Source organism: Marinobacter denitrificans (genome assembly GCF_008795955.1).
GTDB lineage: Bacteria > Pseudomonadota > Gammaproteobacteria > Pseudomonadales > Oleiphilaceae > Marinobacter > Marinobacter denitrificans.
Genome location: NZ_VMHN01000002.1, coordinates 1 through 25,037, shown reverse-complemented (window position 1 = coordinate 25,037; position 25,037 = coordinate 1). Strand labels below are relative to the sequence as shown.

Here is a 25,037-nt window from a genome sequence, read left to right as displayed (position 1 = left end):
GTAGATCGGTAGCGTAAAAGTGGAGGGCCAGACATCAGGCACTCAACCCGCCACCGCCTTCAATAGTCCACGTTCTTTCGCCATGGTCATGGCGGTATCATCAATCATGTCTTCCTGACCACCGATCATCTTCTTGCGGCCAAGTTCGACAAGAATGTCTCTCGCGGGAACCCCGTAGCGCTTGGCAGCACGTTTGGCTGGCAACAAAAACGTTGAATACACGCCGGCATAGCCCAGTGCCAGGGATTCCCGATCAACCCGGACGATGTGATCCATCATCGGTACGATGATTTCCTCGGCTACATCTGTCAGTTTGAAGACGTCAACGCCCGTTTCGATACCCATGCGTTCGCAGACAGCTGCAAACACCTCCAGCGGTGTGTTCCCCGCACCAGCTCCCAGGCCGGCCACCGATCCGTCGATTCGTGTTGCCCCGGCGTCAATGGCGGCAATGGAGTTAGCGATACCAAGTCCAAGGTTGTGGTGACCGTGAAAGCCGATTTCAGTCTCGGGTTTGAGTACATCCCGGAGTGCCTGCACACGTGCCTTGACGTCTGCCGGCAGCATATATCCGGCTGAATCAGTGATGTAAACGGTATGGGCGCCGTAGCTCTCCATCAGTTTGCCCTGTTCTGCCAGGCCCTTTGGATCATTCAGATGGGCCATCATCAGAAATCCGGTCGAATCCATTCCCAGCTCTCTGGCGCAGGCAATATGCTGGGGAGATGTGTCAGCCTCGGTACAGTGGGTTGCAACGTGTACACTGCGAGCACCAGCGTCATAAGCTGATCGCAGTTCGTCCATTGTGCCCAGCCCCGGAATCAATAGTACCGACACTTTCGCCTGCTTCATTCTGGAGGAGACAGCACTGATATACTCCTCATTGCTGGCCAGGGCGAAGCCATGCTGAAGCGAGTTTCCGCCGAGCCCGGCACCGTGGGTTACCTGAAGGTAGGGCATGCCTGCGTCATCCATCGCAGTCGCGATTTCAACCATCTGATCCACAGAAATCTGCTCACGCTTGGCATGCATTCCGTCACGAAGGCACATGTCGTGCAGGATTACTTTCCGGCCCCTGAGATCGCCGGTAATCATTGAGTCAGTCATTACGCCACCTCCACGGGTTGAGGATTGAATGTGCCAGCCAGTATTTCCTGGGCAAACATTTCTGCGGTTCGTGTAGCTGCCGCAGTCATGATGTCGAGGTTGCCGGCGTATTTGGGTAGGTAGTCCCCCAGCCCTTCCACTTCCATGAAGACCGTGACTCGTTTGCCATCAAAGTCCGGGCCGTTTACCAGCCGATAACCCGGAACATATTTCTGCACTTCCTTGATCATCGCCAACACAGATTCGGTGATCTTTGCCTGATCCGGTTCGTCATCGGTAATGCATGAGATGGTATTGCGCATGATCATTGGTGGATCTGCCGGGTTGATTACCGCCAGAGCCTTACCCCGGCGCGCACCGCCCACTTTGGTGAGTGCTCCAGACGTGGTGTAGGTAAATTCATCCAGATTCGCCCGTGTTCCGGCGCCAATCGAACGGGAGGCCAGTGTCGCAACGATCTCTGCATAATCCACCGCTTGAACCCTGGAAACTGCGCTTACCAGGGGAATGGTTGCCTGTCCCGCACATGAAATCATATTGACGTTCATTTCGTACTTGTCGGTGTGCTCTTTGAGATTGACGGGGGGCACACATAGTGGGCCGATCGCCGCAGGTGTGAGGTCAATCATCAGCACTCCAAGAGCGTTCAGCTTTCTGCTGTTATCCGCATGGACATAAGCGCTGGTTGCATCAAAAGCGATTTGTATGCCGTCATCCTTAACGTGGGGGAGCAGGCCGTCCACACCATCAGCGGTGGTTTTCAGCCCCATCTCTGCAGCTTTTTTAAGCCCTTCGGATTCAGGGTCGATGCCCACCATCCACACCGGCTCGAGGTACTCGCTGCGCTGAATCTTGTAAATCAGGTCTGTGCCGATGTTTCCCGAGCCAATCAGGGCGCATTTAATCTTCTTCATTGCTCAGTCCTCCGCCTTTTTCATTTCAGCCAGGTTTGGATCTTTGGCTTTCAGTGCCGGCGCCACACCTGCTACGTAAAACTCAGCCCCACGATGCTCAGTAATCAGGATTCGAACAGCTTCGGCCCGAACCCCGAGGCTTGAGGTCACTGCATCAGTAATCGCTTTGGCTGCACTGGATTTCTGTTCCGGGGTGCGCCCCTCCATCAGATGCATTTCGATAATGGGCATAGCTTGCTCCTGTTGTTGTGTTATTCCCCGAAACGGACCGAGACACTCCCCAGCCCTTGGTATCGTGCGATAACATGGTCACCTGGTTTGACTGCAACAGCTTCGGTAATACCACCGCTCATCACGAAACTTCCAGCGGGAAGCGTTTCACCCAGGTCGTGTAAAATCTTGACCAACATCGCCACGGCTTCAGCCGGGTGCCCAAGTACTGCCGCGGAAGCGCCCATTCCCACAATCTCGCCATTCTTTTCCATAACAACACCCAGGGTGCGCAGGTCCAGTTCCTTTGGATGGCGCGCTCGCCCACCTCCGACAAAACGGGCCGAAGAACCGTTATCGGCAATCACACTCTCCAGATCGAATTTGAAGCCCGAGAACCGGGAATCGATGATTTCAATCGCTGGCAGTACGTAGTCTGTGGCGTCCAGCACATCCTGAGCGGTGACATCCGGGCCAGCCAGATCCTTGTTTGTGACGAAGGCAACCTCACATTCCACCCGCGGATGCACCAGGTCGGAGGTAGACACCACGGAGTTCTCCGGCCTTGCCATCCTGTCGGTCAGAAATCCGATGGATGGCACGTCAACGCCCATCTGCTTCATCTTGGCTTTTGAAGTAAGGCCGGCTTTCCAGCCAACCAGGGTGTGGCCCTGCTCGATGAAACGACGGCGCAGTTCACTCTGAACGGCATAGCCATCGTCGATGGTCATGCCTGGATACTCATTGGTGAGTTTGGGAATGGAGTACGCTCTGGTTTGTGCGCCCTCTACCCGCTCGCATAGGCGAACAATTTCCTCACGATTCAGCGTAACGCTCATACCGCGCTCCTCCCTGCAAATCGAACCGAACAACTACCGACGCCGCCTACACTGCAAACCAGCTCGTCGCCATCAGCTATTGGAACCAGATTTGACTGGGAGCCAGAAAGAATCACCTCACCTGCTTTGAAAGGAATGCCCAGCTCGCCGAGTGTGTTTGCGAGCCAGGCCACGGCATTAGCCGGAGACCCCTGGACTGCAGCACCGACACCGGTGGAGAACAGTTCGCCGTTTTTTTCCAGAACCATTCCCGCCATCGTGATGTCCACATCACGCGGGTCTGCCTTGGCGGAGCCGATCACGTAAACCCCGCAGGAAGCGTTATCTGCCACGGTATCCTGAATCTGAATTTTCCAGTCACGTATGCGGGAGTCGACGATCTCGAAACAAGGTGAGACATAATCTGTGGCACGTATGACATCCATTGCCGTGATGCCAGGCCCCTTGAGGTCTTCCTTCAATACAAATGCCAGTTCAGCCTCAGCTTTCGGCTGAATCAAACCGCTCAAATCGATGACATCACCTTCCTGATAGACCATGTCGGAGGTTAGCTGGCCGAAATCGGGCTGAAACACGCCCAGATAATCCTGAACGGGTTTGCTGGTCACGCCGATTTTCTTGCCAACAATCTTTTCTCCTGCCTCTACCCGCCTTTTAACAAAGCGCAGCTGAATCCGATACGCATCATCCAGGGTGATTTCCGGCTCCCGCTCTGTGAAAGGCGTAAGTGTTTTGCGTTCCAGAAATGCCTGGTACAGCTCATCGCCGTACTGGCTGATCTTGTTCTCGTCCATAAAGGCCTCACATCTTGATGCAGACATTTCGCATCTCGGTATAGAATTCAAGTGAATGCACGCCGCCCTCGCGGCCAATACCCGACTGCTTGGCACCACCGAAGGCTGTGCGCAGATCCCGCAGGAACCAGCTATTCACCCAGGTAATACCAACCTCAACCCTTGCGGCAACGCGGTGGGCGCGAGTCAGATTTTCTGTCCAGATCGTTGTTGAAAGGCCGTAATCGGACGCGTTGGCCAGATCAATAACTTCGGCTTCCGAATCGAACGGCCGGATATGGCAGCAGGGGCCAAAAATTTCTTCCTGAATAATGGCGGAGGATTCCGGGAGGTCAGTCCAGATGGTGGGCTGAATCCAAGCACCTTCGGCCAGTTCAGCCGGCATGTCAGGAATTCCTCCACCGGTTACGATTGTGGCGCCATCGTCCTTTGCTTTCTGGTAGTAAGAGAGCACTTTCCCCCGATGTTCCTGGCTTATCAGAGGGCCGTAATTCACACCTTCATCGGTTGGACGGCCAAGATTGACGCTTTCTACCTTGTCTTTAAGAGCTGCAACAAACTTTTCGAAAATCGGACGCTCGACATAGACCCGCTCAGTACCCAGACACACCTGGCCAGTGTTGAGGAATGCAGAGCGGAAAATACCGTCAACGGCCTTGTCAAAATCACAATCGGCGAACACAATGCCCGCATTCTTGCCGCCCATTTCAAACGAGACATCCCGGATGCCGTCAGATGCAGCCTTCATGATCGTCGAACCGGTTCTGGTCTCACCGGTAAAGGTGATTGCGTCCACATCGTTATGGCGGGTAACGAATTCACCAGCGGAGTCCGGGCCGAAGCCATTCACCACGTTGTATACACCCTTGGGCATCCCGACCTTGTTCATTACTTCACCCAGCAAGGTTGCCGTCAAAGGCGTCTCCTCGGAGGGTTTGACCACAACCGTGTTACCGCAAGCCAATGCTGGACCGACTTTCCATGTCATCAACAGGAATGGAGCATTCCATGGCGCGATAACGCCAATAACCCCTTTCGGTACCCGAATGCCGTAATTGAGCGCGCCTTTTCCGTCCGGCGTGTCCATATGGAAGGATTCTGTGGGGACATTCTTGATGATATCGGCGAACACTTTAAAGTTAGCCGCCCCCCGCGGAATAAAGGCGTGGGTCATGACATGGCGGGGTTGCCCCGTATCTGCCATTTCCGCAGAGACAAAGTCATCAAACCGTCGGGTGATTTCATCGGCAACTCCGTAAAGCAGATCAACACGCTCGTTGGTACTGATCTGGCCCCACTCTCCACTCAGGGCATTTTTCGCGGCCGCCACAGCCTGATCGACTTCCGCCTGCCCGGCCTCAGCAATACTGGCGATCACCTGGTTGTCGACCGGAGAGCGCTTTTCAAAACGCCTGCCGGAACCGGAGGCGATGAATTCACCGTTTATGAAGTTATCTATCTGACGCATGGTGTTTCCTGCAAAATTCTATTTCAGATGGCTTTGTCCTCGGGAGCATTAGAGCCGCTCTCATTAACCTTCTTCGAGTCTATGAATGATCGAAGATACCGTCTAATACCATTTATCGAGCAGTTCGTTACCTTTTAAGTATGAAAACAAGCCCCTCTGCCTTTCTGTTGAAGTAGAGGGGTGTGCTTCAGCTCACAACGGTCAGGAAGGTTTCGTGTAGTTTGCGCTGAGGGTAATCCAACCCCTGTCCAAAGTTATCGAACGTCCAGGTCAACGGCTCATAGTCAGGGTATGGTTGGTATCCACCCATGAAGGTTTCAAAACGGTTACCCGATGGATCCCACGCATAGATGGTGCATCCACGGGTCACGCCGTGGCGGGTCGGACCGATGTCTACAGGCACTGAGTGCATAGACATGATATCGCCGGCTCTCAGGACCTTCTCCCAGCTTTCCATCAGGAAGGAGCAATGGTGAAGTTTGCCTGGCTCGGGATACTCGGCGAACGCAATGTCGTGAACCTTATGGGAACAGGAAAGCCAGATGGCAGCCTCACTGTCACCATCTTCGGCAAGCACTCGCTCTACCAGATAGAAGCCAAGTACTTCGGTGAAAATTTTCTTCACTTCTCCGATGTTCGGTCCATACAGAAGTGTGTGGTCAAGTCTCAACGGCGCGATGCCCCGCTCTGAGTCCGCACACCAAGGCCCAGGATTGACCATAGGAATGCCATTCCCGACTGCCGTTTTTTCGGCATACAGCTCCAGTTCATGGCCGGAAGGCAGTGTAAATCTGACACGTTCACCGGTTTCAAGAAGGTCGCCTGCCGGTATGCGGCGGGTCGGAACCCCATAATCATTGAGATTTTTCTCAAGCTCATCCAGCGTTCTGTTATCCAGAACCTTGAAGCCGAAGAAATCGAGACCCGACTGATCAGACTCCCTCAAAATGTAACTGTTGTGATCCCGCTCATCCCAGCACTTGAAATACACGCGCCCCTGAGCATCACGTCCTGTTTCAACAAGACCCAACACGTCCCTGTAGAAAGCCACAGCCTTATCAAGCTCCAACACCCGCACCTGTGCATGCCCTGGGCGTAGCACCCCTGTCATGGCCATAATTGACACCTCTCATTTGTTGTTGTCTTTGTCATCAGATTGATTTGAACAATGGACTTCTTACTTGCTGCGCGTCTGCCGCCGAGATGAACTTCTCCGTGTAGATATCACGCTCATACAACCTGCCCTGCATGAGCGTCGAGATACACGAATCGATCATGCGGGGCGGGCCACACAGATAGGCCTTGTGGCCGCTGAAATCATTTTCGAAGTGCGCTCTGGCTGCATCATGGACGTAACCGCGAAAGCCGTCCCACTCGGAACCCTCGGGCTCATCAGACAGAGCGGGAACATAGGTGAAATTTTTATGCCGGCTGGCTAACTCCCGGAACTCCTCATGGTAATAGAGCTCTTGCCGGCTGCGCTGCCCATATATGAGGGTTATGGGTAAATCAAAACCTTCGGAAAGCAGGTCCAGAATCATGGATCTCGGGCTAGAAAGGCCGGAGCCACCCGCCATAAAAATCACGGGCACGTTGGCGGATTTCTTGACGAAAAACCGACCGTATGGGCCACTTAAATTTAATGTGTCACCAATTTGCAGGCTCTCGTGGATATAGGTAGTGCCCTGCCCGCCCAAAACAATTCTGACATTCAGTTCGATCTCGCCAGCGTCAATCGGAGGATTGGCGATAGAGAATGCCCGGTGACCTATCTCCTCAGGTAGGTCAAGATTAATATACTGGCCTGCCTGAAACTCAACACTGGCACCGTTTTCCGGGCGCAGCCATATACCCTTGATAGTGGGAGTGAGTTCTTCGATTCGGGTGACCTCGCAACGGTAATCTCTGACCGGGAGATTCATGGAATCGGGGTCTTCCTCTATCTCCGCCTCAATAACAAGGTCGCCTTCGGCGGTCGCACAACACGCAAGGCACTTCTGTTCATCTCTTTCAAAGTCCATCAGGGCGAAATCGGAAACCTCACCATGTTCCACTTCACCATCAAGAATCTGTACCTTACAGGTCGCGCATAAACCATGGCAGCACGCATGGGGCAGATAGATCCCGGCTCGCAACGCGGCATCCAGAATAGTTTGTCCGTCTTCGATGTCCACGGTCTGACCCAGAGGCTCGATTGTCAGTTCGTAACTCATTCCTGCCTCCCCATCATCCGCAGACCGTATTCAAACCCGGAGTCTGAAAACGCAAGTGCGCTTTATGATTGATGCCGTTGTCGGCCAATGAAGCCTCCCAGTCGGGTTTCCAGGCCTCATTACCCTTCAACCAGACCACCTTGTCCCATTCGACCAAGGCGGCATCGGGATCGGCTTCGATAAGCGCAACCAAATTCTGCTCAACCATATCCCGGAAGCAGGTTTCCGGCGGTAGGCACAGCAGGAAGGAGGCAGCAAACAGCAAATGCTGGTCCCAGCTGACGTAAATCAGCTGTTTGCCATTGAAGTTTTCCACCCGATCACGGGGAACACCAATATATTCTTTGCGAGAAACAACGGTCATGTTTATCTCCTTGTTCTTGTTTTCAGGGCCGGCAGCGGGCTTGGAGATCCGTCGCTGCCGGCCCATCAGGGTCAATTTGAAGTAGCCATCTCACGCCACTTTTCGAAACTTGTCTGATCATGCGATCCCTGGTAGTCACCGTTATCTTCACCGTCTACCAGGCTTACCCATTTCATCCAGGCTTCGAGATCGCCATTAATTGGCTCCTGGAACAGCTGAGGCATCGGCAGCCAGGCTTGCACATACTTCTCAGGTTCTTCCTGGAAAATATCCCGACAATGATCGGAGCAGAAGTGATAGTGCTCACCCTTGTACTCGGTCTCCCGATGACACAGCGTGGTTGGATCGCCTGGCTCAGTGAAAACGCAAGGCAGTTGACAGGTTTGGCAATTTTTCGCGAGACCATAGTTTTTGAACGGTGTGCCATTCGCCTCCAGCTTCTTGATGTGCTCCCACCTGGGCCGATAGTACTTGTCGAAAGTGTTCGGATACTTCTTCGACAGCCAGTCCATGTCGTTGTCACTGGGGATCCAGCTGTGGAAAGCCGTACCAAAGTTCCACTGATACAGTGCCAGCATGAACTGGTGTGACATGTGGTCAACGGCCTCAGCCGCGTCGCCCCAGCCTTTAGGGGGGCGGATACCGTAACGGGCCAGGTCATTAAACAGCGCGTTGCCATTTTCTTCCCCGTAGATATCCCACGCCTCACGCCAGGACATCACGCGCTTAGGCAGCATGTAATCCATCATGGTGCTGACCAGGCCGAGCACCCGGAAGCCGCGCCAGAACCACTTATCGATCCACTTCTGCACGATAGGAACATTGTCCGGATCCTGTTCCAGCATAAACTTGATGCACTCCAGCCCCAGAGTCATATGTCTGGCCTCGTCGGACTGAGCGGAGAAACCGAAGGTCACCGTCGACATATCCCCGTTGTAGGCTGCGCCTGACATGAACGGAACAAACAGCAGATTGGTCAGCACGTACTCGAACGAGAAGCCGATGGCGATCATGAACTCGAAAGGGCCAGAGGCCATGGCATCGTCGAAGAATGAGCGGGGAACCGAGGTGTACCAGATGCGGTCCCGTTGATCCGCAAATCCATGAAACCCGTTGTAGAACTTGTTGTAGTTCGACATGGCATGTATCTGGGTCTGGGCATGCCGGATCTCGTCAATTGCCTGCATCTGACACGCAACTTGCGGCCCCACTCCCGGAAACTCCCGTCCTGTGCGCGCAAATCCTTTATGCGCGGCATATTCGCCAGGACTGATTGCCTGCAGGAAAATCTTGAGGGCGGACAGATATCGGGCATCCGTCAGCTTCAGGTGGCCATTGTTCTGCGCAAAGGCGTCGATAATTGCGTAGAACTTTCGTTCCTTCTCAGCCTGATATTTCCAGTAGGCATCCATGGTCAGGCGGAAGGGGTCTTCCCACTTGCTCCAGTCATGAACCTTGATGCCCTCATAGGTGGCATAGGGAAACAGGTCCTCCTTCTTCTGATAGGAGGGTTCCCAGGCTAGGTCCCGGGTGAGGTAACTGTACTTTTCTTTGAGGGAGAGCTTTTTCTTGTTTACTGGGGTATCCATGATCTACTCCTCGGCGTCATTTCCAGCTCAGGGTAAAAGTGTCTTCGTCTTCGCTCAGATGGCCTGACATGGTGATCAGGTTGACCTGCAGTTCCTGAAGGTCGTATTCCCGGCCCATCTGTTCCTCAATCGTTTCACGACGGATGACCAGTTCATCCGGGGCATCAATCTTGACCATCGCAGGCTCCTGGTAAACGGTAGCGGCGGGGTTGTCCAGCTCGATGGCTTCAATGATCGGACGGGTTTCTTCGTTCGTCTGGAATGCAATAAACACGGTGGACATAGCCACTCCTTAAAGTTGAATACCGGTCTTGGCGATGCGGGCACGGAAAGCTTCAAGTTCTTCTGAAACCATTTCGTCAACACGCTCATCAAGGACGGAATTGACGATCGGGAGAATCGCGGACACAGCCCGGTCACTCCAGTGGTTGATCCACTCAGCGAGAACCTTGGCGTTCTCGTCAGATTCAGCAGCAGTCACCTTCAAAACGCCGTTGGTCCATTTCTTCGACTCGGTGAACCAGTTGGTCATAAACTGAGTCAGCATGGCCACAGCCTGCCCACCCTGAGACGCAAGATAGGTATCCACAAGGCGTTCATAGACAACCGGATAGAGCAGACCGTCCAGTACCACGTTTTGTGCCACGAATACTTCGAACGGATCGCGGATAGCCATAGTGTCTTCCACCAGGCGTCGGAGCGCCTGCCAGGCACTGTCATTGAGCCAGGCATCTTTGGCCTGCTCGAGAGCTTCAACGCCCCCCAGTAGCAGACCGATACGAGAGAGGTATTGAGATATGCCCAGATTGTCCATTGCGTGGTACATGCAGGGCTGGGTGAAGACCACTCCATAGCCATAACCACAGGCCAGCGTGTTGTTCTGGTTGGCGCCCCAGGCGGCGTGGCGCAACGGTACAAGAAGCTTGAGCGACTTTTCGACTATGTCCTCGGGCAACATATCCTGAAGCCCCCTCGCTTCAACAAATGCGAAGTTAGCTTCCACATTTTCCTGTTGACGGGCCCGGGCAAGCGTGTAGGTGCTGTAATAGAACTGCCTGGGGTCTTTGAGGTCATACCAGTCCTTCATCCGAATACGCGACAGGTTGGGATCGTAAAGTTCCTGATCCGGATCCCATGTCGGACGGTAATGAAGATTTTCCGCAGCCTGAATATCGTAACTCCCCTCCTGATAACGGGAGGCAGGCTTATTACCGAAACGCCGGGCGAGGTGATCGAAAGTCTTTCTGACGGGCTCGATACTTACGGTTCTCACATCAATCTGCATTTGTTTTTATCCTCTTTCCTGAATGTTCGATTGGTGCCTACGGCGAATTACTTGAATCGTTTACGTGTTGCGTCCCGGAGGTTCCAGGCGAAATCCGCCATCCGGTCCTCTGGTGCAACATTTTCCGGGGGTCCCATTGGCTGAACGTTATTCACGGTGCAGAATTCCTCGAAGGACGGGCGCGACAGAATCATTTCCACGAAGAGTTCAGGCTCACCTAACGCAAAGTCGAATTCCACGAACCCGTCAGAGCGTTCGCCCGTGACACGGACATACCGTCGATTGGTGTCCAGAGGAGCCGGCGTGATATCAGTCGGGTAATTGGTTTCGGTCATGTTTTCACCTCAACGGCTGGCTCTTTCGCCAGGATTGCTGGTGACATCATGGCCCCGTCAAACAGGGGCAGATTTCTCGATGTCATTTTGTTTTTGTTCAGTCACTTTGGTGCCAGATAAAAGCTCCAATTTGGACGGCCAGAAACTGATAACCGTCAACCCTTCTAAAGCACCCGACGTGCCAACTACTTAATTATCTGTTTTTTAAGACATTATTTTTTCTAACCCATGGAAATAAACGTTCTTGCCTTACAATTTCGAACGCCTTTTAGGGTTGCCTTACAAATTTGAACACTTTATCCGAGGTTCTGAATCGACTGCTTTGCCACGACCGGGAGTATTCGGAGCTACTATCGAAAAACTAAAGAAAGGTGTATTCAGGAATACGCAAAGCACCCGGAAAGCCTGGAGAAGGTACCTAGATTGGGGAGGGGGATTCGGGGTGGGGATTCCTGTGTCCGGTCCTGAACAACGCTCAGGATATATCAATGAATCACAAGCGCCTGACACATCCCTAAATGAAAAGTATCAACTCTCTGAGGAGTTTTCTGTGCTGGATTTTAACCGATAAGCTAACTGCCTTCTGGAGACACCTAGCAACTTTGCTGCGTGAGTGAGATTCCCACCGGCTTTCTGCACCGCCATATCCATAAGTACCAGTTCGTGGCGGCCAAGATCGAATTTGCCCTCCAGAAGCATCTCAGCCAAGCGCGCCTCTCGTTCAGAAGCCTGGCTACTGACAATACCCTCTTTCCCAACCGCCACCTCGTCATGCTTGCCCAGTCCGGAAAGAAACACATGCTCAAGCTCTATAAAACCTCCCTCAGGCGCCAGTAGCACACCGCGTTCGATCAGATTTTCCAGCTCACGAACGTTGCCCGGCCAGTCGTATTCCATTAACCCATGGGCTGCCTTGTCAGATAAGCCTTTAATCGTTTTCGAGTAAGCAGGGGCATGTTTCGCAATCATGGCTTCTGCCAGCAAGGGAATGTCCGATTTCCTATCTCTCAACGGGGGGATAATGACCGGGTAGGTCGACAGGCGATAATACAGATCGGCTCTGAACTTTCCCGAAGCAATGGCTTCCTGAAGGTTCACGTTGGTTGCAGCAACCAACCTGACATTGACCTTGATGGTTTTGTCGTCGCCTAATCGTTCCACTTCGCCGGATTGCAGAACCCGCAATAACTTAACCTGGGCAGAGGGAGAAAGGTCACCAATCTCGTCAAGAAACAGAGTACCACCGTCCGCACGCTCAAATCGGCCGCGGCGAGACTCCTCTGCTCCGGTAAACGCCCCTTTTCTTACCCCAAACAACTCCGACTCAATCAAGTCGTGGGGAATAGCGGAGCAGTTGACCGCAACAAAAGGCTCATCGGCACGACTACTGTGCTTGTGAAGCCAATGGGCAAAAACTTCCTTCCCGACCCCTGTTTCGCCAAGAAGGAGCACGTTTATGGGGCTATCCGCGGCACGCTCAAGAAGGTTGAAGGCGTTTCTGAACGCCTGAGACTCACCCACCAGATCGCCCCTTCCAGTCCGTTGTCCTAGGCTCTCGCGTAGAGAGGATACTTCCTCTCGCAGCTCCCGGATCTCGCGATCGATATTGTCCGGCTTGAACAGTTTTATATAGTCTTCGTCATCCCATTCCTCCGCGGGTTTCCCCACGATGGAGCACTTATCGTCTCCACAGCATAAACACTGTTCTTCACGAAAAACGACGAACCGGTTGAAGTACCGGGTAACGTAACCTGAGGCATATCCTGCCAGGCTCCAGCACGCCGCGTAATCATCTATACCAAAATTCTGGATGTGAGATTCAGCCTCCCAGGACCCCTGCCAATCGACGGTTCCAAAGAAAAATCCTTTTTCCCAGTCAATTTCAGCCTCGGTAATGGTCGCTTTCACAAGTCCTTCAAAGGCGTGGAGTTCTGGGCCTATCCGGAACACGTCGTAAGGTTCGCCAGAGCCTATGAGTTTTCTTGCGAGATCTGCATCTCTCTGGCCGGACTCGAAACCCATTCGCAGTAGCACACCTTTTGCCCGCTGGACACCCAGGGACTGGATCAACTCCTTTCGGAGGGCTCCGAATGCACTTGCATGCAGCATCAGCATCCGGTTCTCGTCCAGCCAGATGCTTCCCTCGTCTATATTGAACCGCAAACGGGAACGGAGATTGAACTGTTCAATGAGTTTCTGCTCAGACATGGCTGCCCTTTATTTGAAGCATCCATCCTCGCCAGGGTTTCTCACAAAATCACTAACGGGATCGGCTCTTGTTGTTGATGCAGGTACCGATTCCCTTCGGCATATCCTTTCAGAATCTATACCCTTCCCACTAAGTTGTCACCGCCTGTTGATTTGGTACCAACAGGAAGCGGGCAAGTGCAGGCAGGAGAACCAGTGCACCCACCATGTTCCATATGAACATGAAGGCCAGCAACAAACCCATGTCTGCCTGGAATTTGATGGGGGAAAACACCCACGTCATGACCGCAACGCCAAGGGTGATACCGGTCAGAATAACAACTTTGCCAGTGAACAGCAGCGCACCGTAATAAGCCTCTGAGAGCGATTCCCCTGCCTTGAGCCGGGCCAGGGTGACCGAGAGCACATATAATGCGTAATCAACGCCAATACCCACCCCCAGTGCTATCACAGGCAAGGTAGCCACCTTTATGCCAATATCCAGCCACACCATGAGGGCCTGGCACAAAACCGAAGTGATCATTAGCGGAACCACTGCACACACGACTGCGCGCCAGGAGCGGAAGGTCACCAGAGCCAGCAGGATAACCGCCGCATAGACCAGTACCAGCATCTGTATATTGGCTTTTTCCACCACGATATTGGTAGCCGCTTCAATTCCCGCATTCCCCGCTGCATTCAGGAACTGGATTTTGTCCGAACTGTATTTATCCGAGAACTCTTCGGTGGTCTCCACCACACTGCTCAAGGTATCGGCCTTGTGATCCTTGAGGTAGGCAAATACCGTCAGCAAATCACAATCCTGGTTAAACATTTCCCTGGGCGCACGGGTAACGATGGCGTTCAGCATTCCCTGGGACTTCGGAATGCCCCACCATTTCATGCTGCCCTCGTTCATCCCGACGTTGGCGACCTTTGCAAGTCCGGCAAGCGATTGTGTCGACTCCACTCCAGGTAACTGTTTCAACCTACGCTCAAGGGCATCGACTACCCGTAGCGTATCGTGATGGGCGCAGGCATATTGCTCAGTTCTGACCATGACCACATAGACATCACTGCTGGCAGCGTAATTTGAAACCATGAACTGATTATCAAGATTGTATTGTGAGTCAGCGCGAAGTTCCGGAGCTCCGGTATCGGTATCGCCAATTTTCACGTTAGAACCGACGACCAGACCAACACCCCCGAGCAATGCAAAGGCCAGAATGGTGAATCCCGCCACCCTTTTTTCGGTAAAGCGATCCAAAAACGCCCACACCGGGTGTTTCGTGTGATTAACATCCTCCTGGTTGGCGATATCTGCCTGAACACTTCTGGCGGCAGCTTTGGCATTTACGCCGGTATAGGACAGCAGAATCGGTAAAAGAATCAGGTTGGTGAAGATCAGGGCAGCAACACCAATACTCGCTGTGATGGCAAGATCCTGTATAACGGGAATGTCGATGACCATCAGCACAGCAAAGCCAATAGCATCTGACACAAGTGCCGTAAGTCCTGCTATAAAGAGCCGCCGGAAGGTATGTCGTGCAGCAACGAGCCTATGGGTTCCACGACCAATGTCCTGCATGATGCCGTTCATTTTCTGTGCGCCATGGCTCATGCCAATGGCAAAAACCAGGAATGGCACCAGTATTGAATAGGGGTCAAGCCCGTAGCCGAGTAGGCTCAACATACCGAGCAACCAAACAACGGCTATCATCGAACAGGCAACAACCAGTGATGTGCTGCGTAAACATCGCGTGTAAGCGAACAGTACTAGCGCGCAAATGGCAATGGTGAGCGCCAGGAAGAGCAAAACCTGCTGCATACCATTGATAAGGTCGCCAACGACCTTGGCAAACCCTGTGATGTAGATCTCAACCTGGTCAGATTCGTATTTCGCCCTGAGTTGATCCAGGCGTTGCCCGAACTCATGATAATCAATCTTATCGCCAGTGGCCGAATTGGTTTCCTGCAAGGGCACGAAAATAACAGTTGATCGATAATCTTCTGCCACCAGCTGGCCTATTTCTCCAGAACGATCAACGTTCTGTCGAACCTGGATCAGGCTTTCCGGAGCCCCGTCGTAGTCGTCAGGAATGACTGGCCCGCCGTCCAGCCCGCCTTCTGTAACCCCTGACCAACGAACGGCTGGTGCCCAAAGATGCTTCATATAGGGACGGTCGACGCCTGGAAGGAGAAATATATCTTCACTGAGCTGGCGCAGGGTCTCAAGGTATTGGGCGTCGAAAATGGTACCCTCTTTCGCCTCTACCGCTATTCGCAATGAGTTCTCGATACCTGCCAGTTCACTCTGGTTTTCCAGGTAATTCACGATAAAGGGATGACTCGTCGGGATCATCTTCTCGAACGCAGCACTCATCGACAGATCCTGGGCTTTGTAGCCCAGGAACAGAGTAATCAATAGGCAAAGCGCCACCACAATCAGCCGATTATTGAAGAGCGATCTCTCGATAAGGTTTCCAGATCGCGAATCGAAGTCTTCAAGCCGGTAAATTGCATCGTTGTAATAGCTGTCTGCTTTCATATTCATGGGTTCACTTGAACTCCGCATCATCAAGGTCCACGATCTTGAGGCCTCTCGCCGTAGCCACGACCAGCTGGCCATTCGAATTCACAAGCAGGTCGGTAATGGCTGCTTCCGAAGCCTGCGTGAGCTCTTTAATATCTCCGTTCACTCCAGACTTAACGAACAGGCGACCACTTACATCGCCAAGTACGATTCCCCGAGGTGTACTAACGCTGGCACTAAATGATGCATTTGAGCCGGTATCCAGTGCGGTCCAGTCTCCTTCTCTTCCTTCCCAGACATTTCCACGAAGCCCGTAAAGAAGGTATTGATCAGCGCTCAGTGCCATACCCCCGAAAAATGTCCCCTGATACGGCATCTCGACAGATCGGTAGCGCCCGGTATTTCCTTGCTCAGCAGAGACCAGGCCCCTTTCTCCGACAATCAGACCTCCGGTGTCGGTGGAAGGGATGTATTGATACAAGTGGTAAGCTTCAGGGTTGGCAGTATGCGAGAAAGCAGATTCCCAGCTCTTGCCACCATCACTGCTGCGAAGTGCAATACCATAGGCACCCATTAGCCAACCCTCTCCGTCCTCAGAAAAATGGATATCCAGAATCGGCTCATCACCAGTTAGAAAGCTGGCGTTTCGGCGGATAATATCCGCATTTGGATAACTGTCGGATAACGTGCGGACCGCATCGTTGATTGTTTCAACAATATCTTCCCCGGCCATAACCCTGACCCAATCCTCTCCACCATCCTCTGTTTTCAATATCACTCCGGAATGGCCGACAGCCCACCCTTCACTTTCTGACACGAATTCAACATCGGTGAGAGTTACACTTACCGGTACGCCCGGCGATTGGCGCCAACTTTGCCCCTGGTCGTCAGAAAGCAAGACAACGCCCTGCTCGCCAACAGAGATCAATCTGTTTCCGGCGTTGGTTACGGCCAGTTGAACCGTGTGGTTCGCGTTCACCATTATTGGTGCCGGTAACTCCGTGAGCTCGGGCAGGACCTCCCTGGCTGACAGGGATTGCACATACAAAGGCGCAATCAACATCGCTAGGCAAACCACATTTGCCCCCAATACATCGGGTTTAAACTTTCTCATCGTTCCACCATCTGTCTGAACCTTTTCCCAGCCGTGACGTTTCCGGAGGCGCTTGGTCGGGCGCCTCCGGCGACCTGTGTCAGCGCATGGCTTCAGCGGCAACGGCGTCACCAGTAAAGTAGGTCTCTGGCTTGGTGGGAACGACTTCCAGGTATTCACCCTGCATGGCCTGAATAATGCTCATGCTGTTTGCCTGAAGATTGAATACCATGGTGGTCTTCAACAAAGTCGCGGGAATTTCCGGCACCACAAAGGGCGTGGTCATGGATGCACGCCACAGATTTCCTTCAGAGTCGTATCCATCGACGAGGGCAATCAACCAGGTGTCTTCATCAAGGAAATAGGTTCTTTTGGGCACGGCATGGCGCTTTCCGTCACGGACAGTGGCTTCAACCTCCCAAACGCGATGCAGCTCCCAGCGCACCTCCTCCGGGTTTGCGTGATAATCCATATAGGCGTCGTCAATACTGGCACCGATAAAGCCATTATTGTTGTAGGGGATCAGCATTTCTTTCTTACCAACAAGTTTCCAGTCGAAGCGGTCAAGGGCGCCAAAGAAACCCTGAACCTCATCGAAGTAATTGGCTCCCGAAGCCACAAAGTCGGGTGTATCGTAAGAAACGGTCGGTGCCTGACGAACCCGCCTTTGACCCAGAAGATACTGCCAGGCCTGACGTGGTTGATCAGAATCAACGCTATCTCTGATAACCAGGGACTCACCTGCCTTGAATGGAGGCGCAAGTGTATTGAATCGGAACATTGCATACTCACCACTCCAGCTTTCAGGTGTGACACCCTCGTAAAACTGGGGATACTGGAAAGCAATCTCGTTCTGCGTGGCGAGGGTGTGTGATCCATCGGAGTTACCCACAATATTCTTGAAAGTATATTCAATCGAAGGTGCTTCGGTCCTCATCAAAAAATTCCACATGACTTCAACACCTGACTGTGGAATAGGGAAAGGCGTTCCGCCGGCACACCCCTCAATGGAATATCCACCTTCTGTCGTCTCACAACGGGTCGCATTGGCCAAGGCGTTCTCGTAAATGGATTGGGGATGAGCACCGGTACGATGGGTTGGATAGACATTCAGGTAAAACGTGTCCGGATACTTTTTGAGTAGCGCCTTGACCCCTTCGGACAACAGATCCTCGTATTCAGTCATGTTTTCCCTGGTGACCTTGTAGAGAGGTTTTTCATCCTCGAAAAGCTCGGTGGGAACGTCACCCATATGGTTCCCCGGAAGTTTTTCGGTAATCCCACCCGTCCATTCGGGTATCGTTCCATCCGCGTTGCCTGATTTTTCGGCGCCGACCGGGGTCAGTTCATTCTTAAGAGATTGGGCTTGCTCTGAAGACACCGCCGAATAGACATTGGTTGCTCCCAAAGCCAGGGTTGTTGCAATGACCGCAAAAATACTGTTTTTATTCATGACAAACTCCTGTTACACACTCGTGCGATAAGCTTCAGAACGTGCGTTGAACGGTAAGAGAAATGAAATCCCGGTCTCCATGGAAGTTCTTGTAGGAGAGCTCCGGAGCCGCAGTGTCATACTTGATGATGGAGCCAGAAGAACCGTAGTAATGGGTATAGTTGAGCCCCGCCTGCCAGGTACGCTGATAGTCTGCGGTAACCCCAAGGCTCAGGTTGCCCCCGCGCTCTGAGGGGAACAGAGCGCCATTGACGGATGAACGACCATCAACTCCGTAACTGGCACCGATTGGTGTTTTAAGGTCCAACCCGGGGGCAACCTGGAAATACTCCGGCGTGAACAGAAACTGCATCGCTGTTGCGTCACGGGTCGCAGAAGGATCCAACTGATCTCCATTTTCAGAGATGCTCAGCCGGCGATTGAATGCCACCTCGGCCAGGAGCGTCGCACCATCCCAGAACAACCCCTCGTTGAAGACGTTCACTGCAGAAAGGTTTGCGTGGAAAGTCCGGCCCACTGGATAAGCCGCATTGTCTTCATTATCTGCAGCGGTGTTCCCGGGAAGGATCACTGTATTCCCTGATGCCACCAGAGGCATGTCGTCCCTGAAGGATACTTCCGCCGATACGTTCATATCGCCAATCAGAGTGCTCGCACTTGCTCCGACCATCTTGATGTCTTCGGCATAGGTGAGCAGGTAGTCACCAATGCTTCCTGGCTGAACGTTTACGCCAGGGCGAACGTAGAACTGGGGCATTTTGTCGTGATATTGAGCTGCGTAAAGTCCAAAATCGTATTCGCCTGCCTTGAACTTGACCTGGGCACCAAACTGGCCGTTATCACTAGCGTCCTGGTCGTCTCCCCGGAAAACGGACTGCCCCGGACCGAGAATGATTGTTTCACCACCGTCGTCGATAAAGTCCGCGAAGCTGAAGTAACTGCCGGATGCAGGCAGCCTTGTTTCGCGCCACTCAAGCTGATAATAGGCGCCGAAGGACAGATTCTGATTCAACTGCAGTTGCGCCGAGATCTGGTTTACCGGACGAAGGATTTCCTGGAACCGCGAATTGGGAACAGAAAGTGCCTTCACGAGATCCAGAGATGTCTGTGCGGCGGCCACACCGTTGGAGCCAAAAAACAGACTTTCACCATAAAGCTGGGTAAACCGACCAGCCTTGGCGTTAATGCTCTGACGACCCAGGTGGAAGTTGCCAAATACAAACGCATCAAGAAGCTCAGCATCCCGACCATGAAGCTCTTCCGTGTCTTCAGTAAACTCATCGGTGTCAGCAGAGCGGGGGTTATAAAGAGCCCCACCAAGGGCACCCGGATTGTCATGGGAAGTGTTGTAAACAGAGTCGTACCAGGCAGCCCCGCTCAGACGAAAACCATATTTCCTCTTATAGGTGAAATTGAGTTCGCTGAGCACATCCAGTCGGTTTGATATCAGGCCTTTGTCGAAGTTGAGATCACCGTCATTGGTGTTTGCCTGAACGCCAATGCTGTTATCGGCAACGCTTGCGTCCTGGTCCTCAACCCGCCATGCGGCGCTGTACTTGAGAGTATTTGCCCAGCTCATCCGAATATCGCGGTTGCCGGTATCAATAGTCATCGCACTCGCTCCGTTGCAAAGAGCGAGACCTGCAATGGCCACTGAAAACGTCAGGTTGCGGTTTTTGTAGCGCAGCCTGGAAACTGGCGGCTTGTTATTACCGATCATAGATTTCTCCTCTGGGTAGGGAGTCTTTGTTTTTGTTCGGCGCGTTTTAAGGCGCCACTTTCCCAAAGGTATGCCTCTATCTAATTACCTTCCAATACTATCTGATAGCCCAATCAATACCTTTTACGTATCGACAATCATCACGAAAAAACCGAAGCGAACAGTCAGTGTTTGCCTCGGTCAAGAATGGATTAAAGCATGATGCAATCAGCTTAAGCCAAGGGTTCTACCTTATAGCAGACTCCTGACGGCAGCCTGAGCGCATTCAATATCCTGCGCCTCACTGCCACCAGAAACACCAATGCCTCCAACCACACGGTTCTCCCATACAAGCGGAATACCGCCTCCAATCAAGGTAAAGCTGTCATTGGCGAGGAGCCCTTCCCTTACCCGCGGTTGTTCCTGACTCAGCATTTCTTCAAGTTTTATGGTTTCCACCCCCATTCCGGCCGCACAGCGTGCTTTTCGAGCTGAAAGATCTGTAGACACGATGAATGAACTAGACATCTTCACGAATCCCAGCATAGTACCGGACCGATCAACAACCGAGACTGAGGCCTTGAACCCCAGTTCCTTAGCCTTATCCATCGCTGCACTCATAAGGCGCATAACCGCGTAATCAGTTAAGGAGAAGTCTTTTTCGAGAATTGCATGCTCTGGTCGAGTAACCATCCAAATCAACCTGCTTGATGTCTAAAAAAAGAATCATCCGTGATCCAATGAACATCCTGTTTCAGTGCGGACAACAACATTTACTGCGCCTTCCTCTGCGCAATCTCGGCTCCTCTTACGTCACTGGCAAAACGCCCACCAATGCACCAGTCTTCAGGTTCCACCCGGATGCAATGTCCCCGAATCATCGGGGTTTCTACATCAAGCGTTGCACTGATGAGTTCTGTAAATTCCCTCGCGATTAGCTGTCTTTGGGACAGAGACCGGCCTTCAAGCACAATAAATTCGAAAAAAACCGAGCTTGGTCCCGGCGCAGCACCTCCGGTGGCGACCATTCCGTTATCGTGGGGGACATAGAAAGCCCTGACCCGGTCAACGGGACACTCCAGTATCCTCGCGTAAATCTTCGACGCCTTTACCAGAAAATTCGTGACAACGTCTTCCGGATGCCGTTGCCCAGCACTATGAAATCTTACAATTGGCATAACAGTTTCCATTCTCCGGTTTACGGTAGCCCGCGGCGACGACCGGAATCCAACATCATAGTCGAGCCGGTCATAGCGTCTGCATGGTCATCCAGCAACATTGACACCGCCCAGGCAACTTGCTCCGGGGTTGTAAAAGCACCAATGGAGGATTCTGCCTGCATCTGTTTCAGCACGTCTTCGGTTGAAATGCCCTCTCTTTCCGCTCTTGTCGTCGCAACTTTTCGTAGGCGATCCGTGATGGCTGGGCCAGGTGCGATAACGTGGGCGGTGATACCGCGGGGGCCCAACCCCAGGCTCAATTGACGCGTTGCGTTCACCAAGGCAGCATTCGCGACGCCGGCAGAAGCGGCATACGCGGTTGGTTCAAAGCCATAATGACCACCGATGGCTATGATTCTGGAACCTCGAGTCATATGTTGCTCTGCGGCGCGAACCACCCGCAGCAGCCCCCCCACTTTAATATTGACTGCCTCGTTCAACACCGTGATATCTGCGTCCAGAATTCCCCCAGCAACACCAACACCCGGGCCATGCACAATAGCCTTCACATTTCCCGTAATGGAACTTGAAATTTCTTCGATAGCGTCGTCAGAAGAAATATCTGTGCAACAGATATGCATGCCTTGCAGATTTTCCGCCATACGCTCAAGCGGGGCACGATTTCTGCCAACAGCGATCACATCCAGCCCGCAGTCCAGCATCTTTTTACATATAAATTGTCCGAAAGCTCCCGTTGCTCCGATCACAATGGCAATAGACCGACAGCTGGACAATCCTCTACTATCCGGTGACCGTCCACTTGTACCTTGCGCCATACAGACCTCGACATAGCTATCGATATACGGGAGCGTTTTCGCTCAGCGTGATTGACAACAGTCTAGGAACTGATGAATATACCGTCTAATACTCTTTGAAAGATCGGTTGATACCTTTTTTGAATGACCTGTCGGACGGAATGTTATGGATCTCAGAAAGCTACGCTATTTCCTGACGGTAGCAGACGAAAAAAATCTTGGGCGAGCAGCGGCCTTGCTGCACATCTCCCAGCCTCCACTCACGCGGCAGATTCATCAACTGGAAGACGAGCTGGGTGTCCAACTATTCAACCGCACTCCCAAGGGTATGGAGCTTACGGAAGCAGGATATCTCCTGGCCAAGGAATCCAGGAATATATTCGCACTTGTTCAACAGGCTTCAGAGAAAACGCAAAGGGCAAGCCAGGGCAGACTGGGAAGGCTGGACGTAGCGGTTTTTGGTTCAGGAGTACTGGATACAATTCCCCGACTTCTTCTTAAGTTCAAAAGTGACTATCCAGAAGTCAAAGTGGTCCTTCACACAATGGAAAAAGAGGAACAAATCCAGGCGCTACGACAACACAGAATTTCCCTTGGCTTTAACAGGATGCTGAAACCGCTACCTGATATCACGAGTGAGTTGGTCAATCGGGAAAGCTTATTATTGGCGGTGAATGCGAATAGCCCTCTTGCCACCCAACCCGTTATCAAGTTCAAGGAGCTTGCCAATCACCCAATGGTCCTTTTTGCATCGAGCGGCAGGCCCAATTTTGTCGATAAGGTAATGTCACTCTGCTATTCAGCCGGTTTTACTCCCGAGATTACCCAGGAGGTTGGTGACGTTGTGACCGGTGTAGCTCTCGTAGCCAGTGGATTTGGCGTCTGTCTGGTTTCAAAGTCTGGTTCGACATTGTCCCTGCCGGGGGTCGTTTACCGGGAAATCGAGGACATGCCTAAAGATGCAACAATTGACTTGTCCTGTGTTTACAGAACAGGAGACAACTCGAAACTTCTTGCATCATTTCTGAGTTGCCTTCAGGAGTTCAAGGAACTTAATGCAGACACAAATACAACCACACCGTAATTTCGCATATCCCGATACACAGTGTCCGCTACTGCGAGCCAACTGCGTTTCGTAATACGACCGGTTCATAAGAACAACACAGTTAAGGGAAGCTTTTTTCAAAACCAAAATCCGGACGGCCTTAAACTACAGAACACTGAATGACCACATTCCGATCACCATGACTAAGGGAGACGAGACATACTGCGCACAAGCGTGTCGCAAACGACACTCTAGCGACACGCATAAGACGTAGTTGGTGCAATTCGATGAATTCGCCCTGCGTTCCGACCACCAATGTCGTCGCATTCACGTCGTTAACGCGTCGCATGCGACGCATAAATATTTATTTTTCATTCGGTTGCAATTTATTTCGGCTTAATCTAACGTAATAAGAGTTCCCCGAAGCGGGAAATAGACCGGTAGCTGGCCGGGCCTATGGGCAACGCAGCAATCAATAAAACGTCTGACTCCAAGTCGTTCGTTCCTATCAAAAAGAGGCCGAGCCTCTACCCCCAAAACGAGTTCCATTTTCCTCGTTCTACCAAAATCTCTACACAGAGACGCTTTTTGATGTTTTACAAAACTCATTAAGCAGCAACGAGTTAGCGATCGAATTCCGAGAATTAATCGGACGAAAAAGGACGAAAATATTTTCGTCCATGCCTTCCCTCGTTAACTCAAGGGCCAGCTTTCGCAGCAAAAGCATCTGCGCTTCAAGACGATTCGCAGTGGCGCCTGAGCTCACATATCCACGCTGATATGTTGGCATGCGTACCCCCGCCAAGCGCTACTCACGCCCGACAACTCAGATCTTGCTGTTACTACGAAACTGACCGGCTGGTTTTTCCGCAATAAATCAAACACTTAACAGGACGCTCAGGCGGACAGGGGAGTCAGTTTCGTTTCGTTCTCACTACTTGGAAAGCTGGAGGATTTTTATGAAACCCATTACCGAAAAGCACAAAGCGCGCTTAGTCGCTGCAGCCAGCGATGCTCTCGAACTATTAGTCCGAGATGGTGCCATGTCGTTTTCGACGAAAGCGACCCTACTAGAACGTTGGGCAGTGTTCTGTGATCACCTGATAGAGAACACTAATATATCGGTACCTTCGGCAATCACACGCAAGTGCGTTATTGATTTCGGCTGCGGCCTCGAGGGTCGTTATTCCGCAGCCTACGCACAAAATCTTGTAAGCAGCGTCAACTCCGTAATGAAGGCCCTCACTTTCGGAAAATGGGACAGCATTAGCCCCACGATCGATTGCGACCTGCCAAAGCGAACTCATGTCCGTACTGAACCTCCCTCAGGTCTAAACGAAAGCGAATTCTTCGGCGCTGTAAGCAGCCTTGAACTCAATGGTCTTTCTCGAGGAGCAATAATTGCCTTGGCCTGTCGGTCGCTTGGCCTCAGGTGCAAAGAAGCTGCATTGCTGAATTATAAAGAAGCAGAAATCGAAGCGAAGCAGACGGGCTACATCACCGTTCAATATGGAACCAAGGGGGGACGAGCACGGAAAGTCAAAATCAGCTCTGAAGACGAACAGCTTGCTGTTTTGGTGCGCGGTTCAGCAGCCCAAGGAGATCACTTTTCCCTCGTTCCGGCAGAACAAAGCTGGAAGGAGTTCAGGGATAGCGAAATACACCAAACCAGAACTGCTTTAAAGAAAGCAGGAATAGCGCGCATCCATGACCTTAGAGCGGGTTACGCATGCATTCGTTATAAGCAGCTAACTGGCTACGAGGCTCCAATACTGGGAGGACATGCACCATCGGCAGTTGATAGTGATGACCTGCCCCCAATCACTAAACCGCTCACTGCTTAGTAATGTCGGTTAATTTCGACCCTTTGCCGGTAGTCCGGTAGCCAGCGGCGAACTCCAGTGGTGTCTGGTAACCCAATGCTGAATGGGGCC

General features: G+C 52.3%; 22 protein-coding genes. 2 read left to right on the top strand and 20 right to left on the bottom strand.

All coding sequences use genetic code 11. The features are described from left to right. Positions 1-42 precede the first annotated feature (42 nt). From dmpG to FO268_RS08040, 20 genes are all read right to left on the bottom strand, one after another. A complete protein-coding gene (gene dmpG, locus FO268_RS08135; protein ID WP_225316548.1) occupies positions 43-1,107 on the bottom strand; it encodes a 4-hydroxy-2-oxovalerate aldolase in 1,065 nt (354 codons plus the stop codon). After that, on the bottom strand, positions 1,107-2,021 hold the full coding sequence (locus tag FO268_RS08130) for an acetaldehyde dehydrogenase (acetylating) (protein WP_150991851.1): 915 nt from the start codon (positions 2,019-2,021) through the stop codon (positions 1,107-1,109). The genes dmpG and FO268_RS08130 overlap by 1 nt, the downstream gene beginning before the upstream one ends. 3 nt (positions 2,022-2,024) lie before the next feature. Next, positions 2,025-2,252 carry a tautomerase family protein gene (locus tag FO268_RS08125; RefSeq protein WP_150991849.1) on the bottom strand — a complete coding sequence of 76 codons (228 nt, stop codon included), beginning with the start codon at positions 2,250-2,252 and terminating at the stop codon, positions 2,025-2,027. A 20-nt stretch (positions 2,253-2,272) separates the two neighbouring features. After that, positions 2,273-3,070 (bottom strand): 2-oxo-3-hexenedioate decarboxylase, encoded by a 798-nt coding sequence (dmpH, locus tag FO268_RS08120; protein WP_150991847.1) that lies wholly within the window; start codon positions 3,068-3,070, stop codon positions 2,273-2,275. Beyond that, positions 3,067-3,864 (bottom strand): 2-oxopent-4-enoate hydratase, encoded by a 798-nt coding sequence (gene dmpE / locus FO268_RS08115; protein ID WP_150993259.1) that lies wholly within the window; start codon positions 3,862-3,864, stop codon positions 3,067-3,069. Before dmpE ends, dmpH begins: the two co-directional genes overlap by 4 nt. Positions 3,865-3,871: 7 nt before the next feature. Further along, the gene (locus tag FO268_RS08110; protein ID WP_150991845.1) at positions 3,872-5,332 is read right to left on the bottom strand and encodes a 2-hydroxymuconic semialdehyde dehydrogenase; all 1,461 of its coding nucleotides are present in this window, start codon (positions 5,330-5,332) and stop codon (positions 3,872-3,874) included. Between the two features lie 187 nt (positions 5,333-5,519). Next, positions 5,520-6,449: a catechol 2,3-dioxygenase gene (locus FO268_RS08105; RefSeq protein WP_150991843.1), complete on the bottom strand. Its 930-nt coding sequence runs from the start codon at positions 6,447-6,449 to the stop codon at positions 5,520-5,522. A 34-nt stretch (positions 6,450-6,483) separates the two neighbouring features. After that, positions 6,484-7,545 (bottom strand): NADH:ubiquinone reductase (Na(+)-transporting) subunit F, encoded by a 1,062-nt coding sequence (locus FO268_RS08100; RefSeq protein WP_150991841.1) that lies wholly within the window; start codon positions 7,543-7,545, stop codon positions 6,484-6,486. A gap of 13 nt (positions 7,546-7,558) precedes the next feature. Beyond that, positions 7,559-7,975 (bottom strand): phenol hydroxylase subunit P4, encoded by a 417-nt coding sequence (locus FO268_RS08095; RefSeq protein ID WP_225316638.1) that lies wholly within the window; start codon positions 7,973-7,975, stop codon positions 7,559-7,561. A 5-nt stretch (positions 7,976-7,980) separates the two neighbouring features. After that, on the bottom strand, positions 7,981-9,498 hold the full coding sequence (locus FO268_RS08090) for a YHS domain-containing protein (RefSeq protein WP_150991839.1): 1,518 nt from the start codon (positions 9,496-9,498) through the stop codon (positions 7,981-7,983). A 16-nt stretch (positions 9,499-9,514) separates the two neighbouring features. Next, the gene (locus FO268_RS08085; protein ID WP_150991838.1) at positions 9,515-9,781 is read right to left on the bottom strand and encodes an MmoB/DmpM family protein; all 267 of its coding nucleotides are present in this window, start codon (positions 9,779-9,781) and stop codon (positions 9,515-9,517) included. A gap of 9 nt (positions 9,782-9,790) precedes the next feature. Next, entirely contained in the window at positions 9,791-10,783 is a 993-nt protein-coding gene (locus tag FO268_RS08080) for an aromatic/alkene monooxygenase hydroxylase subunit beta (RefSeq protein ID WP_150991836.1), read from the bottom strand. A 47-nt stretch (positions 10,784-10,830) separates the two neighbouring features. Further along, positions 10,831-11,118: a phenol hydroxylase subunit gene (locus FO268_RS08075; RefSeq protein ID WP_191966923.1), complete on the bottom strand. Its 288-nt coding sequence runs from the start codon at positions 11,116-11,118 to the stop codon at positions 10,831-10,833. A 528-nt stretch (positions 11,119-11,646) separates the two neighbouring features. Further along, entirely contained in the window at positions 11,647-13,326 is a 1,680-nt protein-coding gene (locus FO268_RS08070; protein ID WP_150991835.1) for a sigma-54-dependent Fis family transcriptional regulator, read from the bottom strand. A gap of 130 nt (positions 13,327-13,456) precedes the next feature. Then, positions 13,457-15,859: an efflux RND transporter permease subunit gene (locus FO268_RS08065; protein ID WP_150991833.1), complete on the bottom strand. Its 2,403-nt coding sequence runs from the start codon at positions 15,857-15,859 to the stop codon at positions 13,457-13,459. Positions 15,860-15,863: 4 nt separating this feature from the next. After that, positions 15,864-16,952, bottom strand: a complete 1,089-nt coding sequence (locus FO268_RS08060) for a WD40/YVTN/BNR-like repeat-containing protein (protein WP_150991831.1) — start codon at positions 16,950-16,952, stop codon at positions 15,864-15,866. A 79-nt stretch (positions 16,953-17,031) separates the two neighbouring features. After that, positions 17,032-18,384, bottom strand: coding sequence for a DUF1329 domain-containing protein (locus FO268_RS08055; RefSeq protein ID WP_150991829.1), 1,353 nt, complete (start codon positions 18,382-18,384; stop codon positions 17,032-17,034). A 34-nt stretch (positions 18,385-18,418) separates the two neighbouring features. Next, positions 18,419-20,104, bottom strand: a complete 1,686-nt coding sequence (locus FO268_RS08050; protein WP_150991826.1) for a DUF1302 domain-containing protein — start codon at positions 20,102-20,104, stop codon at positions 18,419-18,421. A 231-nt stretch (positions 20,105-20,335) separates the two neighbouring features. Beyond that, complete coding sequence (locus FO268_RS08045) at positions 20,336-20,776, bottom strand: GlcG/HbpS family heme-binding protein (RefSeq protein WP_150991823.1); 441 nt, start codon at positions 20,774-20,776, stop codon at positions 20,336-20,338. Between the two features lie 505 nt (positions 20,777-21,281). Further along, positions 21,282-22,010 (bottom strand): SDR family NAD(P)-dependent oxidoreductase, encoded by a 729-nt coding sequence (locus tag FO268_RS08040; protein WP_263645061.1) that lies wholly within the window; start codon positions 22,008-22,010, stop codon positions 21,282-21,284. Positions 22,011-22,224: 214 nt separating this feature from the next. Between FO268_RS08040 and FO268_RS08035 the strand changes: the two genes are divergently transcribed. Both FO268_RS08035 and FO268_RS08030 read left to right on the top strand, forming a co-directional pair. Further along, positions 22,225-23,142, top strand: a complete 918-nt coding sequence (locus FO268_RS08035; RefSeq protein WP_150991817.1) for a LysR substrate-binding domain-containing protein — start codon at positions 22,225-22,227, stop codon at positions 23,140-23,142. A 920-nt stretch (positions 23,143-24,062) separates the two neighbouring features. Further along, positions 24,063-24,947 carry an integrase domain-containing protein gene (locus tag FO268_RS08030; RefSeq protein WP_150991815.1) on the top strand — a complete coding sequence of 295 codons (885 nt, stop codon included), beginning with the start codon at positions 24,063-24,065 and terminating at the stop codon, positions 24,945-24,947. Positions 24,948-25,037 lie beyond the last annotated feature (90 nt).

Bases quoted from the DNA above. Each gene is read 5' to 3' on its own strand.
- dmpG (WP_225316548.1), bottom strand. From the start codon at position 1,107: ATGACTGACTCAATGATTACCGGCGATCTCAGGGGCCGGAAAGTAATC.
- FO268_RS08130 (WP_150991851.1), bottom strand. From the start codon at position 2,021: ATGAAGAAGATTAAATGCGCCCTGATTGGCTCGGGAAACATCGGCACA.
- FO268_RS08125 (WP_150991849.1), bottom strand. From the start codon at position 2,252: ATGCCCATTATCGAAATGCATCTGATGGAGGGGCGCACCCCGGAACAG.
- dmpH (WP_150991847.1), bottom strand. From the start codon at position 3,070: ATGAGCGTTACGCTGAATCGTGAGGAAATTGTTCGCCTATGCGAGCGG.
- dmpE (WP_150993259.1), bottom strand. From the start codon at position 3,864: ATGGACGAGAACAAGATCAGCCAGTACGGCGATGAGCTGTACCAGGCA.
- FO268_RS08110 (WP_150991845.1), bottom strand. From the start codon at position 5,332: ATGCGTCAGATAGATAACTTCATAAACGGTGAATTCATCGCCTCCGGT.
- FO268_RS08105 (WP_150991843.1), bottom strand. From the start codon at position 6,449: ATGGCCATGACAGGGGTGCTACGCCCAGGGCATGCACAGGTGCGGGTG.
- FO268_RS08100 (WP_150991841.1), bottom strand. From the start codon at position 7,545: ATGAGTTACGAACTGACAATCGAGCCTCTGGGTCAGACCGTGGACATC.
- FO268_RS08095 (WP_225316638.1), bottom strand. From the start codon at position 7,975: ATGGGCCGGCAGCGACGGATCTCCAAGCCCGCTGCCGGCCCTGAAAAC.
- FO268_RS08090 (WP_150991839.1), bottom strand. From the start codon at position 9,498: ATGGATACCCCAGTAAACAAGAAAAAGCTCTCCCTCAAAGAAAAGTAC.
- FO268_RS08085 (WP_150991838.1), bottom strand. From the start codon at position 9,781: ATGTCCACCGTGTTTATTGCATTCCAGACGAACGAAGAAACCCGTCCG.
- FO268_RS08080 (WP_150991836.1), bottom strand. From the start codon at position 10,783: ATGCAGATTGATGTGAGAACCGTAAGTATCGAGCCCGTCAGAAAGACT.
- FO268_RS08075 (WP_191966923.1), bottom strand. From the start codon at position 11,118: ATGACCGAAACCAATTACCCGACTGATATCACGCCGGCTCCTCTGGAC.
- FO268_RS08070 (WP_150991835.1), bottom strand. From the start codon at position 13,326: ATGTCTGAGCAGAAACTCATTGAACAGTTCAATCTCCGTTCCCGTTTG.
- FO268_RS08065 (WP_150991833.1), bottom strand. From the start codon at position 15,859: ATGAATATGAAAGCAGACAGCTATTACAACGATGCAATTTACCGGCTT.
- FO268_RS08060 (WP_150991831.1), bottom strand. From the start codon at position 16,952: ATGAGAAAGTTTAAACCCGATGTATTGGGGGCAAATGTGGTTTGCCTA.
- FO268_RS08055 (WP_150991829.1), bottom strand. From the start codon at position 18,384: ATGAATAAAAACAGTATTTTTGCGGTCATTGCAACAACCCTGGCTTTG.
- FO268_RS08050 (WP_150991826.1), bottom strand. From the start codon at position 20,104: ATGATCGGTAATAACAAGCCGCCAGTTTCCAGGCTGCGCTACAAAAAC.
- FO268_RS08045 (WP_150991823.1), bottom strand. From the start codon at position 20,776: ATGGTTACTCGACCAGAGCATGCAATTCTCGAAAAAGACTTCTCCTTA.
- FO268_RS08035 (WP_150991817.1), top strand. From the start codon at position 22,225: ATGGATCTCAGAAAGCTACGCTATTTCCTGACGGTAGCAGACGAAAAA.
- FO268_RS08030 (WP_150991815.1), top strand. From the start codon at position 24,063: ATGAAACCCATTACCGAAAAGCACAAAGCGCGCTTAGTCGCTGCAGCC.